General features: G+C 73.1%; 13 protein-coding genes. 9 read left to right on the forward strand and 4 right to left on the reverse strand.

Annotated features, from left to right (window positions below; all coding sequences use genetic code 11):
* Window positions 1-22: 22 nt before the first annotated feature.
* From mshB to ABII15_RS25120, 7 genes are all read left to right on the forward strand, one after another.
* Complete coding sequence (gene mshB, locus ABII15_RS25090; RefSeq protein WP_353944552.1) at window positions 23-925, forward strand: N-acetyl-1-D-myo-inositol-2-amino-2-deoxy-alpha-D-glucopyranoside deacetylase; 903 nt, start codon at window positions 23-25, stop codon at window positions 923-925.
* Entirely contained in the window at window positions 922-1,356 is a 435-nt protein-coding gene (locus ABII15_RS25095; protein ID WP_353944553.1) for a DUF6113 family protein, read from the forward strand. Before mshB ends, ABII15_RS25095 begins: the two co-directional genes overlap by 4 nt.
* Window positions 1,357-1,543: 187 nt before the next feature.
* Window positions 1,544-3,616 carry a hypothetical protein gene (locus ABII15_RS25100; RefSeq protein WP_353944554.1) on the forward strand — a complete coding sequence of 691 codons (2,073 nt, stop codon included), beginning with the start codon at window positions 1,544-1,546 and terminating at the stop codon, window positions 3,614-3,616.
* A gap of 95 nt (window positions 3,617-3,711) precedes the next feature.
* Window positions 3,712-4,629 (forward strand): ABC transporter ATP-binding protein, encoded by a 918-nt coding sequence (locus tag ABII15_RS25105; protein WP_353944555.1) that lies wholly within the window; start codon window positions 3,712-3,714, stop codon window positions 4,627-4,629.
* Window positions 4,626-5,366 carry an ABC transporter permease gene (locus tag ABII15_RS25110; protein ID WP_353944556.1) on the forward strand — a complete coding sequence of 247 codons (741 nt, stop codon included), beginning with the start codon at window positions 4,626-4,628 and terminating at the stop codon, window positions 5,364-5,366. The genes ABII15_RS25105 and ABII15_RS25110 overlap by 4 nt, the downstream gene beginning before the upstream one ends.
* 92 nt (window positions 5,367-5,458) lie before the next feature.
* Window positions 5,459-6,532, forward strand: a complete 1,074-nt coding sequence (locus tag ABII15_RS25115; RefSeq protein WP_353947189.1) for a histidine kinase — start codon at window positions 5,459-5,461, stop codon at window positions 6,530-6,532.
* Window positions 6,529-7,143 carry a response regulator transcription factor gene (locus tag ABII15_RS25120; protein ID WP_353944557.1) on the forward strand — a complete coding sequence of 205 codons (615 nt, stop codon included), beginning with the start codon at window positions 6,529-6,531 and terminating at the stop codon, window positions 7,141-7,143. Before ABII15_RS25115 ends, ABII15_RS25120 begins: the two co-directional genes overlap by 4 nt.
* Window positions 7,144-7,243: 100 nt before the next feature.
* Here the strand turns inward: ABII15_RS25120 and ABII15_RS25125 are convergent, their stop codons facing one another.
* Window positions 7,244-8,086, reverse strand: a complete 843-nt coding sequence (locus ABII15_RS25125) for a transglutaminase-like domain-containing protein (RefSeq protein ID WP_353944558.1) — start codon at window positions 8,084-8,086, stop codon at window positions 7,244-7,246.
* A gap of 30 nt (window positions 8,087-8,116) precedes the next feature.
* A complete protein-coding gene (locus ABII15_RS25130; protein WP_353944559.1) occupies window positions 8,117-9,154 on the reverse strand; it encodes a GNAT family N-acetyltransferase in 1,038 nt (345 codons plus the stop codon).
* Window positions 9,155-9,294: 140 nt separating this feature from the next.
* Here ABII15_RS25130 and fdxA point away from each other — a divergent pair, with 140 nt between their 5' ends.
* Both fdxA and ABII15_RS25140 read left to right on the forward strand, forming a co-directional pair.
* The gene (gene fdxA / locus ABII15_RS25135; protein WP_111666449.1) at window positions 9,295-9,615 is read left to right on the forward strand and encodes a ferredoxin; all 321 of its coding nucleotides are present in this window, start codon (window positions 9,295-9,297) and stop codon (window positions 9,613-9,615) included.
* 107 nt (window positions 9,616-9,722) lie between these two features.
* A complete protein-coding gene (locus ABII15_RS25140; RefSeq protein ID WP_353944560.1) occupies window positions 9,723-10,826 on the forward strand; it encodes a bifunctional succinyldiaminopimelate transaminase/glutamate-prephenate aminotransferase in 1,104 nt (367 codons plus the stop codon).
* Window positions 10,827-10,905: 79 nt separating this feature from the next.
* Here the strand turns inward: ABII15_RS25140 and ABII15_RS25145 are convergent, their stop codons facing one another.
* Complete coding sequence (locus tag ABII15_RS25145) at window positions 10,906-11,349, reverse strand: ATP-binding protein (protein ID WP_353944561.1); 444 nt, start codon at window positions 11,347-11,349, stop codon at window positions 10,906-10,908.
* A gap of 315 nt (window positions 11,350-11,664) precedes the next feature.
* A complete protein-coding gene (locus tag ABII15_RS25150) occupies window positions 11,665-12,579 on the reverse strand; it encodes a heavy metal transporter (RefSeq protein WP_353944562.1) in 915 nt (304 codons plus the stop codon).
* Between the last annotated feature and the right edge of the window lie 38 nt (window positions 12,580-12,617).

The raw sequence follows: 12,617 nt of genomic DNA on the forward strand, positions 1-12,617 counted from the left end.
CACGGGGTTCTAGGCTGGGGGTATGACCGAACTGCCCGCCCGGCGTCTGCTCCTCGTGCACGCGCACCCCGACGACGAGTCGATCAACAACGGCGCCACGATGGCCAAGTACGCCGCCGACGGTGCGCACGTCACCCTCGTGACCTGCACCCTCGGCGAAGAGGGCGAGGTCATTCCGGACGAACTCGCACATCTCGCCCCGGACCGGGAGAACCTTCTCGGACCGCACCGAATCGGTGAGTTGGCCGCCGCCATGAAGGAACTGGGCGTCACCGACCACCGCTTCCTCGGCGGCCCCGGCCGCTACCACGACTCCGGGATGATGGGCGTCGAGCAGAACGAGCGCCCGGGCGCCTTCTGGTCCGCCGACCTCGACGAGGCCGCCGCGCACCTCGTCGCCGTGATCCGCGAGATCCGCCCGCAGGTCCTCGTCACGTACGACCCCGACGGCGGCTACGGCCACCCCGACCACATCCAGGCGCACCGCGTCGCCCTGCGCGCCGCCGACCTCGCCGCCGAGCCCGCCTTCCGGCGCGACCTCGGTGAGCCGCACACGATCGCCAAGATCTACTGGAACCGGGTGCCCCGCACGGTCGTCGAAGAGAGGTTCCGGCGCCTCGACCCCGCGCCGTTCGGTGCCGTCGCCGCCGTCGGTGACGTACCGGGCGTCGTCGACGACGAGCGGATCACCGCCGAGATCGACGGGCGGCCGTACCTCGGCCGCAAGGCCGCGGCGATGCGCGCCCACGCCACCCAGGTGGAGGTCGCGGAGGGGGACGCGGTGTTCGCGCTCTCCAACGGGCTCGCGCAGCCGCTGTTCGACATCGAGTACTACGAGTTGGTGCGGGGCGAGCCCGGATCGGCCCACGAGAAGGACCTGTTCGAGGGCGCCGGGAGCCCCGCCGCCGAGGGAGCGCACGCATGACGAGCAAGGACAAGGCCCCGGCCAGGGCGCAGAGCGGCAGCGCCCTCGCCCAGCCGATCGACTTCAGCCCCGGCCGGATCGCCGCGCTCCTCGGCCTCCTCGTGCTCGGCGCGCTGGTCGGCGGCGCGGGCGCGCTGGCCCAAGGCGGCTGGTTCCCGGGCGGATTGCTGCTCGCGCTGCTCGGCGCGGCCGGCGTCTTCCACGGCGGGGCCCGGCTCACCGGCGGCAGAGCCGGAGCCGTGGCACCCGCCGCGGGCTGGCTCGTCGCCGTCATGCTGCTCACCACGAGCAGGCCCGAGGGCGACTTCCTCTTCGGCGCGGGACTGGGCTCCTACCTCTTCCTCCTCGGAGGGATGGCCGTGGCTGTGATCTGCGCCACCATCGGACTGCCGGGGCAACCACCCGCGTCCGGCGCCCGACTTGGGAAGTGACGTGACTTTTTGACGGACGGCTGACGGACACCTGACGGACGTCCTGACGGATATCGCCACCGGCCCCACAGGGGATTCACCATCGGCCACACGATGACTTCCCGCGGCGGCCAGTATGGTGGTGCGCGCCGCCGAACAGCCCGCGCGAGGTCGAGACGGGCGGCGGAGCCAACCGGGAGAACCTGCCTTGAGTCGTGAAACTGACAGTTCGTCCTCCGGGCCCCAGGGGCGCGGCGCAGCCGCCTACCCGTCCGGGACGCCTCCGTACGGCACGTCCGCGCAGGGCGCGGCGTCCGGGGACGCCGAGCCGACACCGCCGGGCGACCAGGACGGCCCCAAGACCGAGACGACCCTGACCACCCGGATCCGGATCAACATCCCGGGCTCGCGGCCGATCCCGCCGGTCGTGATGCGTACGCCGATGAGCGACGTCGACGGCGGCGGTGCCGGAGGCGCCGGTGCTGCCGACGGGCCCCAGGGAGCCGAGCCGCGGACGCCCCAGGCGCCGTCCGCCGACGCCCGCCCTGCCGCGTCCGCCGGTTTCCCGGCCGACGCCCCGCAGCCGGGCGCGTCCGCCGAACCCGAGGCGCAGCGCGACGAGAAGACCAGCGACTGGTTCGCCCCGCGCAAGTCGGCCGCCCCGCAGCGGCCCGCCGACGCCGGCGCCCCGGCCCCCGGCACGGGCGCCCCGCAGCGCGGCACGTCCGCCGGCACCACGGGCGGCTTCGACGTGTCCGGCGCGGTCGCGGCCGGCCCGCTCGGCAGCGGCGCACCGCAGGGCGCCACGGGCGGACCCTCGGGCCGGCCCGGTCCGGGCGCCCAGGACCGCGGTGACCTGCCGTACTTCTCGGCGAACGGGAACACGAACGGCAACGGGCCCGGGTCCGGGAACGCGCCGGGCGGCCCCGACGGCACCTCGCGCCCCGGTCCCTCCGGTCCCGCGGGACCCAAGGGCCCCACCGGCGGTCCCGTCACCGGCGACGGCCCGATGTTCACGCCGCCGAGCGCGCCGAGCGCCCCGGGTGCCCCGAGCGCGCCGAACCCGCCGGTCGGCCCCGGCGCCGGTGCCCCGACGCCGCCCCGGATGAGCGACGACACCGCGATCCTGACGCCGCAGAAGCCCGCCCCCGAGCCCCCCGCGGCCGGTGGCAACGTCTCCGGTGACACGCTCACCAGCGGCATCCCGGTCGTCCCGCAGCCCGGCCAGGGCGCGGGCCCCGGCTCCCCGTTCCCGCCGCAGGGCCCGGGCGCCGGACCCACCGCGCCGAAGCTGCCGGACCCGGTGCAGAGCACCCCGGCCCCCGCAAAGAAGAAGAAGGGCCGCAGCAAGCTGGTCCTGCTCGGCGCCGGCGTCGTCGGCGTGGCCGGTGTCGCCTACGGCGCGGGCCTGCTGATGAACCACTCCGACGTGCCCAAGGGCACCACCGTCCTCGGCGTCGACATCGGCGGCGGCACCCGCGACGAGGCGGCCGCCAAGCTGGAGAGCACGCTCGGCAAGCGCACCGACGACACCCTGAAGCTGGAGGTCGACGGCAAGACCGTCGAGCTGAAGCCGGATCAGTCGGGCCTCTCGCTGGACAGCGCGGCCACCGTCTCCGCCGCCGCGGGCAGCGACTACAACCCGGTCTCGGTGATCGGCTCGCTCTTCGGCAACCAGCGGGTCGTGCAGCCGGTCATGCCCGTCGACGCCGAGAAGCTGCACGCGGCCCTCCAGGACGCGGCGGGCGGCGGCGCGGCCTCCGGCGACGGCACGATCAAGTTCGTCCCCGGCAAGGCCGTCGCGGTCTACGGCAAGGCGGGCAAGGGCATCGACGTCGACCAGTCGGCCGACGCGGTCGCCGAGGCGTACCGGGCGCACGTCGAGACCGGCAAGGACGCCCCGGTCCGGGTGGCCACCTCGACCCAGCAGCCGACGGTCACCAACGCCGAGGTCGACCGGAAGATGAAGCAGTTCGCCGAGCCGGCGATGTCGGCCAACGTCACGATCACGGCGGGCGGCAAGCAGATCGACTTCGGCCCGGCGATCTCGCTGCCGAAGGTGCTCGGCATGAAGGCGGTCGACGGCAAGCTCGTCGAGACGTACAACCTGAAGGCGCTCAAGGAGCTGTACGGCAACACCTTCGACGGCGTCCTGATCACCCGCGGCACCGGCAAGAAGACGGCGGTCCAGCCGACCGACGTCGCCCAGGCCATGGGCAGGGCGCTGCTGGGCAAAACCAAGGCCGAGCGCACCGTGGACATCCCCACGAACGCCGGATAGCACGCCTCGCCGTCCGTCCCGCATGACATCTGTCATGCGGGACGCGCGACAGGAAGCACTGCCGTACCGGGCCGTCGAGCGGCGACGATGGCGTCATGAACACAGACGCAGCGGTCACCTTCACCGGGGTGACGAAGACGTACGGCACGGTGAAGGCCGTCGACGGCCTGAGCCTCGCGTTGCACCCCGGCGAGACCGTCGCCCTGCTCGGCCCGAACGGCGCCGGCAAGTCCACCACCCTCGACCTGCTCCTCGGCCTGCGCCCCGCCGACACCGGCGACGTACGGGTCTTTGGCCTCAGCCCGCGCGACGCGATCGTGCGGGGCCGGGTCGGCGCCATGCTGCAGAGCGGCGGCCTGATGGACGAGGTGACCGTGCGCGAGCTGGTGCGGCTCGCGGTGGCCCTGCACCCCAAGCCGCACAACACCGACGAGGTCCTCAGCCGGGCCGGCATCACCCAGATCGCCGACCGCAAGGTCAACAAGCTCTCCGGCGGCCAGGAGCAGCGCGTCCGCTTCGCCCTCGCCACCGCGGGCGACAGCGATCTCATCGTCCTCGACGAACCGACGACCGGCATGGACGTGTCGGCCCGCCAGGCGTTCTGGGCGACCATGCGCGAACAGGCCGACCAGGGCCGCACCGTGCTGTTCGCCACGCACTACCTGGAGGAGGCCGACGCGATCGCCGACCGCGTCCTCGTCCTGCACCGCGGCCGCCTGCTCGCCGACGGCACCGCCGCCGAGATCAAGGCCAAGGCGGGCGCCCGCAAGGTCTCCTTCGACCTCGAGGGAACCATCGACGACGCCACGGAACAGTCCCTCCGCGCCCTGCCGTTCCTGACCACCGTCGACGTCTCCGGCCAGACCGTCCGCATCCAGTCCACCGACGCCGACGCGACCGTGCACGCCCTGTACGGGCTCGGCGTCTACCCCCGCAATCTCGAAGTCGCCGGACTCGGCCTGGAGCAGGCCTTCGTCGCCATCACCAACGCCGAGGAGGCGAAGGCGTCATGAACAGCCTGATCAAGCTGGAGCTCACCCGCGCCCTGCGCAACAGGAAGTTCCTGTTCTTCTCCGTGGTCTACCCGTCGGTGCTCTTCCTGCTGATCGCCGGCTCGGCCGACAGCAAGGACATCGTCGACGGCACCGGGCTCAGCCTGCCCGCCTTCATGATGGTCTCCATGGCCTCCTTCGGCGCGCTCACCGCCGTCCTCATGGGCAACAGCGAGCGCATCGCCAAGGAGCGGGAGAGCGGCTGGGTGCGCCAGCTGCGGCTCACCACCCTGCCCGGCCGCGGCTACGTCCTCGCCAAGACGGCCAGCGCCGCGGTGGTCTCGCTGCCCTCCATCGTGATCGTCTTCGGAGTGGCCGCGGTCTTCAAGGACGTACGGTTCGACGCCTGGCAGTGGCTCGCGCTGACCGGCGCGATCTGGGCGGGCAGCCTCTGCTTCGCCGCGCTCGGGGTCGCCCTCGGCTATCTCGCGTCCGGCGACGCCGTCCGCCCGATCACGATGATCGTCTACTTCGGTCTGTCCATCCTGGGCGGCCTGTGGATGCCCACCACGACGTTCCCGCAGTGGCTCCAGGACATCGCCAAGTGGCTGCCCACGCACGCCTACGCCGGCCTCGGCCAGGCCATCGAGCTGGGCAACGCCCCGCACACCAAGGACGTCGCGCTGATCGTCGTCTACTTCCTGCTCTTCGCGGGCGGCGCGGCGTACCTGTACCGGAAGGACACGTTGAAGGCGTGAGCACCGATTCGCGGGCCACGGGCCAGGTCCCGAGGGTCGGACTGCCGCCGGAGAACCGCCGGGAGTTCGCCGTGAAGCTCCTGTGGATCGCGATGTGGCTGGCCTTCCTCGGCAGCCCCGTCGCGGACCTCGCCCAGGGGCACCACAGCGCCGCGGCCACCACCCTCGGCAGCCTGGGCCTGGCGGTGTTCGTGGTCGCGTACATCGGTCTCGTGATGCGGCAGACGGGCCGGCCGCTCGGCCGGTTCGCGGCCCGCGCCTGCCTGACCGTGCTCCCCGTCCTCGCCGTCACCCTCTCGCTCACCCTCGGCTCCGAGTGGCTGGTCTTGTTCGTCTACGTGTCCGTGGCCTTCGGCGCGGTCCTGCCGCTGCGCCGGACCCGGCTCGCGATCGTCGCCGCGACGGCCGTCATGGTCGGCGTCGGCCTGCTGCGCGGCACCGAACCGCAGTACTGGCTCGTCGTCCCGGCCCTCCTCGGCGGCTTCTCCATGATCGGCGTACGGGAACTGGTGCGGACCACCCGGGAGCTGCGGGAGGCGCGGGCGCAGGTCGCGCAGCTCGCCGCCAACGAGGAGCGGCTGCGGCTCGCCCGCGACCTGCACGACCTCCTCGGGCACTCGCTCTCCCTGATCACCCTGAAGAGCGAACTGGCGGGCCGGATGCTCCCCGACCACCCCGACAGGGCGGCCGGCCAGGTCGCCGACATCGAGAAGGTCAGCCGCCAGGCCATGGTCGACGTGCGCGAGGCCGTCACCGGCTACCGGCGGCCCCGCCTGTCCGCCGAACTCGCTGGCGCCCAGGTCGCCCTCACGGCGGCCGGCATCGAGGCGACGGTGCCGGCCGGGGCCCCCGGCCTGCCCGAGGCCCAGGAGGCGGCGCTGGCCTGGTCGCTGCGCGAGGCCGTCACCAACGTCGTACGGCACAGCGGCGCCCGCCGCTGCGCCGTCGACGTCACCCGCCGCGAGACCCTGGACGGCCCGGTGGTCGAGCTGACCGTGGAGGACGACGGCGCGGGACCCGCGGGCGCGTCGGCGGGCAACGGCCTGACCGGCCTCGCCGAACGCCTCGCCGCGGTCGGCGGCTCCCTGGACACCGGCGCGGCCGCCGGGCGCGGCTTCCGCCTGGTGGCCCGGGTCCCGGCGGCCTCCGTAGGATCCGCGGCATGACCACCCGGATCAAGGTGCTGCTCGCCGAGGACCAGTCGATGGTGCGCGAGGCCCTCGCAGCGCTGCTCGGCCTGGAGCCCGACATCGACGTCGTCGCCCAGGTGGCGCGCGGCGACGAGGTGCCGGCGGCGGCCCGCGACCACGCGGTGGACGTGGCGCTGCTCGACATCGAGATGCCGGGCTGTACGGGCATCGAGGCCGCCGCCCGGCTGACGCGGGAGCAGCCCGGGGTGAAGGTGGTCGTCCTGACCACGTTCGGCCGCCCCGGCTATCTGCGCAGCGCCATGGAGGCGGGCGCGCACGCGTTCCTGGTCAAGGACGCCCCCGCCGCCCAGCTCGCGGACGCCGTCCGCAAGGTCCTCGCCGGTGAGCGCGTCATCGACCCCACGCTGGCCGCGGCGGCCCTGGCCGAGGGCGCGAACCCGCTCACGGACCGGGAGCGCGAGATCCTGCGCGCGGCGTCCGACGGCCGCACCAACGCCGAACTCGCCCGCTCCCTGCACCTCTCCCAGGGCACGGTCCGCAACTACCTCTCGACCGCCATCCAGAAACTGGCGGTCCGCAACAAGGCGGAGGCGGTCCGGGTGGCAGAGGAAAAAGGCTGGCTATAGGGCGGGGCCGCGCCCCGCAAGGGGCGCGGGGAACTGCGCGAGCAACCACACGACGACGGAGAGTCGGCGTCGAAGAGACGACGGCAGACGAGCGGCCGGGTCAGTTCAACATGGCCCGAGCAGCCCGGGCCTGCCCCAGAACCAGCTCGGCAGCGGCAGCGTCCACCGCGCCGACCACCTCGGCATACGCCTCCAACTCGGCGGCCCCGACCACGAACTCCCCCCGCCGCACCAACAACTGCGCCCGCTCGTACCGCAACCGCGCCGGGTGCGAGGGCAACAGCAGCGACAACTCCACGGCCCAGAGCGACACGTCCGACCGCTCCGGCCGCGTCGCCGCCCATGCCCGTACGTTGTTCAGGATCCGCAGCACGACCTCCAGCGGGTCGGCGGGCCGCAGCATGGAAGGGTCCAGCGGCGCCCCGGTGGCCCCGGCCACCAGCAACTCCGCGTCGGACCCGGCCAGCACCCGCCCGCCGTCGAACGGATCGGCGAGCACCTGATGCTCCGTGGGCCCGAATCCGACCACGAAGTGCCCCGGCAGCGCCACGCCGTACACCGGCGCCCCGGCCCGCCGGGCCACCTCCATCCACACCACGGACAGCAGGATCGGCAGGCCGCGCCGCCGCCGCACGACCTCGTGCAGCAGCGACGACTCAAGCCGCTGGTAGTCGCCCGGCACCCCGTGGAACCCGAGCTGCGCCCCGAGCAGTTCGGCCAGCGCCGTCGCCCAGGCGCGCGGCCCGCCCGGCCGGAACGGCAGCCGCCCGGCCAGCTCGTCCAGCTCGATCTCCACGGCGTCCATGCCCGCCTCGTCGAGCGAGCCGTCCGCCTCGGCGGCCAGCAGCAGACACAGGCGCGCGAGGTCGGGCCGCTCGGCCCGGGCCTCCTCGGCGAACCGGCGCCGCAGTTCGGTGGAACGGGGGGACAGGTGCGGGGACATACGTGCCTCGTGCCCTCTCAGGCCGATCGATTAGCGGGCACGGCGGTGGACAGCACCGCCGGTGCCGTCCAGGTGCTCCGGTGCACGGTAGTAGCGGTAGGAGTGATGCGTGGCGAAACCCATGCGGTCGTACAGGGCGCGCGCCCCCTCGTTGTCCGCCTCCACCTGGAGCCAGGCGGCCGAGGCGCCCTCGTCGAGGGCCTGCCGCGCGAGCGCCGTCATGACCTTCGTGGCGAGGCCGCGGCGCCGCTGCGCAGGGTCGACCTCCACGGCACCGAACCCGGCCCACCGTCCGTCGACCACGCACCGCCCGATCGCGGCGGGCACCCCGCCCTCGCCCGGCACGGTCGCGAACCACACCGAAGGACCGGCGCACAGCACCTTGAGGGCGACCTCGCTCGCCCCCTTGCGCTGGTAGCGCGCGAGCCATTCCACCGACGGCTGCCGCGCGAGCACGACCTCAGCGCCGGGGTCGGGCCCGTCCCCGACCGGGGCCAGCGCGGCGATCCGCACCTCGGTCGGCGTCTCGTCCGTCCAGCCGCGTGCGGTCAGCTCGGCGCAGAGCGGTTCCTGCGTCCCCTCGGCGCCGGTGGCCGCCTGCGCGTAGGCGGGCAGCCCCCGGGCCGCGTACCACTGATGGACGTACGCCAGCGCCTCGTCGAGCGGAACGCCCGGGTCGCCCACGGGGAGCACGGAGTTGGCCCGCTTGGTGTAGCCCTCGGCGGCCCGCAGCCGCCATTCGCCCAGCTGTTCGCTCTCCAGCGGCTGCCAGGCCCGCGCGCAGACGTGGGTCAGTTCGGCGAAGGTCGCGGCGGGTCCCCGGCGCCGGGCCGGTTCGGCGGGCACCACCTTTCCCGCGACCAGCGAGGACTCCTCGACGGTGACCCGTTCGCCGTCTCTTCGTGTGATGAGCAGCACACCGCTGTTCCACGATGTGAGAACACCGACGGTGTCGGTGAATTTCCGACCCGCGGGCCCGTTCTCGCTCACCCGTCGTACAGACACGCGTTTTCCCACGTCATCGCCCGAGATGCGGACTTCGAGCCGTCCGCCAGCAGTGAATTCCACAGCTAGGCCCACCCCTCCTGTTCGGATCATGGCCGGGAACGGAGATACTAGGTGCGGGCATCGACGACGCCGCGCTCCCGCGCGCCAGGCGGCGGAGCCTGTGGAGGCCCGCCAGCGCCCTATCGAGGAGGAACGACAGCGTGACCTACGTCATCGCGCAGCCTTGTGTCGACGTCAAGGACAAGGCGTGCATCGAGGAGTGCCCGGTCGACTGCATCTACGAGGGCTCCCGGTCCTTGTACATCCACCCGGACGAATGCGTCGACTGTGGTGCCTGTGAGCCGGTCTGCCCGGTCGAGGCGATCTTCTACGAGGACGACACTCCGGAGGAGTGGAAGGACTACTACAAGGCGAACGTCGAGTTCTTCGACGAGCTCGGTTCGCCCGGTGGTGCCTCGAAGATGGGCCTGATCGAGAAGGACCACCCGTTCATCGCCGCTCTGCCGCCGCAGAACCAGTAACCGCGCGAGCGGTACGCACAGGCGCTGCCCCGGTCCCGTACGGCTTCCACTGCCGTACGGGGCCGTGGCATTTGTCCACCATTGTCGTGAAAGAAGTGAGCTGACAGGTGTCCGCAGTCCCGGCCCCCATCGACCGTATTCCGACCTTCCCCTGGGACAAGCTGGAGCCGTACAAGAAGACGGCCGCCGCGCACCCGGACGGCATCGTCGACCTGTCCGTCGGCACGCCCGTCGACCCGGTGCCCGAGCTGATCCAGAAGGCCCTGATCGACGCGGCGGACTCGCCCGGCTACCCCACGGTCTGGGGCACGCCGCAGCTGCGCGACGCGCTGGTCTCCTGGTGCGAGCGCCGGCTCGGCGCCCGCGGTCTCACCCACCACAACGTGCTGCCGGTCGTCGGCTCCAAGGAACTGGTGGCCTGGCTCCCGACGCAGCTGGGCCTCGGCCCCGGCGACAAGGTCGCCTACCCGCGCCTGGCCTACCCGACGTACGAGGTGGGCGCACGCCTCGCCCGCGCCGAGTACGTCTCCTACGACGACCCGACCGAGCTGGACCCCACGGGCATCAAGCTGCTGTGGCTCAATTCTCCGTCGAATCCGACGGGCCGGGTACTCACCAAGGACGAGCTGACCCGGATCGTCGCCTGGGCCCGCGAGCACGGCATCCTGATCTTCTCCGACGAGTGCTACATCGAGCTGGGCTGGGAGGCCGACCCGGTCTCGATCCTGCACCCGGACGTCAACGGCGGTTCGTACGAGGGTCTGGTCACCGTGCACTCGCTGTCCAAGCGGTCGAACCTGGCCGGCTACCGGGCGGCGTTCCTGGCCGGTGACGCCGCGGTCCTCGACCCGCTGCTCCAGATCCGCAAGCACGGCGGCATGATGACCTCCGCCCCGACGCAGGCGGCCGTCGTCGCGGCGCTCGGCGACGAGGACCACGTCCACGACCAGCGCGCCCGCTACGCGGCCCGCCGCGAACTGCTGCGCGAGGCCCTGCTGAAGCACGGCTTCCGCATCGAGCACAGCGAGGCCAGCCTGTACCTGTGGGCGACCCGCGGGGAGTCCTGCTGGGACACCGTCGCCCATCTCGCGGAGCTGGGCATCCTGGTGGCGCCCGGCGACTTCTACGGCGAGGCGGGGGACACGTTCGTGCGCGTCGCCCTGACCGCCTCCGACGAGCGGATCCGGGCGGCCGTGGACCGGCTCGCCTGACACGTCCCCGCACCACGACGAAGGGGCGCCCCGGACCGGTTCACGGATCCGGGGCGCCCCTTCGTCATCGGCGCGCGACTCAGCCGAGCGGCAGGCTCTGGACCGGGAGGGACTCGGTCGGCAGGCCGCCCTTGGTCAGGGAGTCGGTGGGCAGACCGCCCTTGGTGGCGGTGCCGGCGGTGTCGCCGACCACGTCACCGGTGCTGCCGGCCAGGTCGCCCGCGGCCTTCTGCGCTGCCGGGGCCGCGGTCTTGGCGCCCTTGCCGACCGTCTTGCCGGCCGCCGGAACGGCCTTCTTCACAGCCTTGCTCCCGGTGTCGCCGGCCATGCCGGTGGCGCTCTGGGTCGCTCCGTCGACGGTGTTGCCCAGGTTCGCGCCGTCCAGCGCGGTCACACCACCGAGGTCCGGCGTGGCCGGCAGTTCGGCAGCGTTCGCGGAGCCGGCCGCACCGACCACGGGTGCCGCTCCTGCCGCAAGAAGCAGCGCGGCCTGGGCGATCCGACGGGTCAGGGGGAGGGACATGATGCTCCTTAGACGGGAGAGAACGTTTGGTGCCCGATCACCGTGCGGCGCCTGTTGCCGTGCGGCGGTCGGACGCTCAGACAACAGGCCGACGCCCCGGGAAGGTTGCGGGTCGGCAACGTAAAGGGTTGGTAATGCGTCGCATAATCTGCTGCGGATAAAAACGGGCAAACGCCGCCGTGCGCACGAGCCCGAAAACCGGCCGGAAGCCCCTTGTCCCAAGGGGATCACGGCCTGCGCCGGGGTCCGCCCGCGCGTGCGTCCACGGTGTCCGCCGGACGAGAGCCGCGTGCCCCTATCGGGTGACAGCCCGCACTACTGCCCAGTGGCGATTCGGACCTCGTCGACGGCTGCCGGCGTCGACGTCCTCGGGGCCGTGCGCCACTTCTGCCCGGTTTCCCCGGCGGTCCACACCCGGCCCGCGTAGGAGACGCGTTCGACGTGCAACGCGGACGAGTTGGCCACCGCCCACTGGGCCACCTCCCAGCCGCGCCGCCGCTCCCCGCCCGCGGTGGAGTCCAGGGCGGCGGGCACCGGGATCCGCACCGCGGGCCCGCTCCCGGGCAGCGGGGCCACCTCCCGGCCGAAGTCCCGGACGAGCGCCGCCTTCACGCGCGCGGGATCGCCGGTCCGCGTCGCCTCGACACCGCTCGGCCGGCCCTCGCAGGTCAGCGAGGCGGCGGCCCGCCCGGTCAGGGAGGCGGCGAGCAGCGTCGCGTCCGGCTCGTGCTTCGCGTACGCCTGCGGATAGCCGCTGCGCTGCACGCGCTGGGCGGCCACGGTCAGCGGCAGCCGCGAGTAGCCCGGGATCTTCTCCAGGCGCGCGTAGAACCGCTCCGCCGCGTGCACCGGGTCCATGACCTGCCGCTCGGTGCCCCAGCCCTCGGAGGGGCGCTGCTGGAACAGGCCGAGCGAATCCCGGTCGCCGTACCCGATGTTGCGCAGGCCCGACTCCTGGAGTGCCGTCGCCAGCGCGATGGTGACGGCCCGCTCGGGCATGCCGCGGGAGGTGCCCACCGCGGCGATCGTCGCCGCGTTCACCGCCTGCTCGGACGTGAACACGTAGGACATCCCGCCGCCATGGGCCGACGTCACCGTGCACCTCGGCGCGGGACGGCCGCCGGTGGCGTACTGCACGGCCACGTAAGCGGCCACGGCGAGCAGCACGACGACGGACGCGCCGATCCTCGGCAGACGGCCGCGCCGCACGGGGGAGGGGGGCCCAGGCACGCGACCAAGGTACTGGAGCCCACCGACAGGACGGGCGA

The organism is Streptomyces sp. HUAS MG91 (assembly GCF_040529335.1).
Taxonomy (GTDB): Bacteria; Actinomycetota; Actinomycetes; order Streptomycetales; family Streptomycetaceae; genus Streptomyces; species Streptomyces tabacisoli.

What these genes read in the sequence shown, in the direction of transcription:
- ABII15_RS25125 (WP_353944558.1), bottom strand. Translation starts at nt 8,086, where the DNA reads ATGTCCCCGCACCTGTCCCCCCGTTCCACCGAACTGCGGCGCCGGTTC.
- mshB (WP_353944552.1), top strand. Translation starts at nt 23, where the DNA reads ATGACCGAACTGCCCGCCCGGCGTCTGCTCCTCGTGCACGCGCACCCC.
- ABII15_RS25105 (WP_353944555.1), top strand. Translation starts at nt 3,712, where the DNA reads ATGAACACAGACGCAGCGGTCACCTTCACCGGGGTGACGAAGACGTAC.
- ABII15_RS25095 (WP_353944553.1), top strand. Translation starts at nt 922, where the DNA reads ATGACGAGCAAGGACAAGGCCCCGGCCAGGGCGCAGAGCGGCAGCGCC.
- ABII15_RS25145 (WP_353944561.1), bottom strand. Translation starts at nt 11,349, where the DNA reads ATGTCCCTCCCCCTGACCCGTCGGATCGCCCAGGCCGCGCTGCTTCTT.
- ABII15_RS25115 (WP_353947189.1), top strand. Translation starts at nt 5,459, where the DNA reads ATGTGGCTGGCCTTCCTCGGCAGCCCCGTCGCGGACCTCGCCCAGGGG.
- ABII15_RS25120 (WP_353944557.1), top strand. Translation starts at nt 6,529, where the DNA reads ATGACCACCCGGATCAAGGTGCTGCTCGCCGAGGACCAGTCGATGGTG.
- ABII15_RS25110 (WP_353944556.1), top strand. Translation starts at nt 4,626, where the DNA reads ATGAACAGCCTGATCAAGCTGGAGCTCACCCGCGCCCTGCGCAACAGG.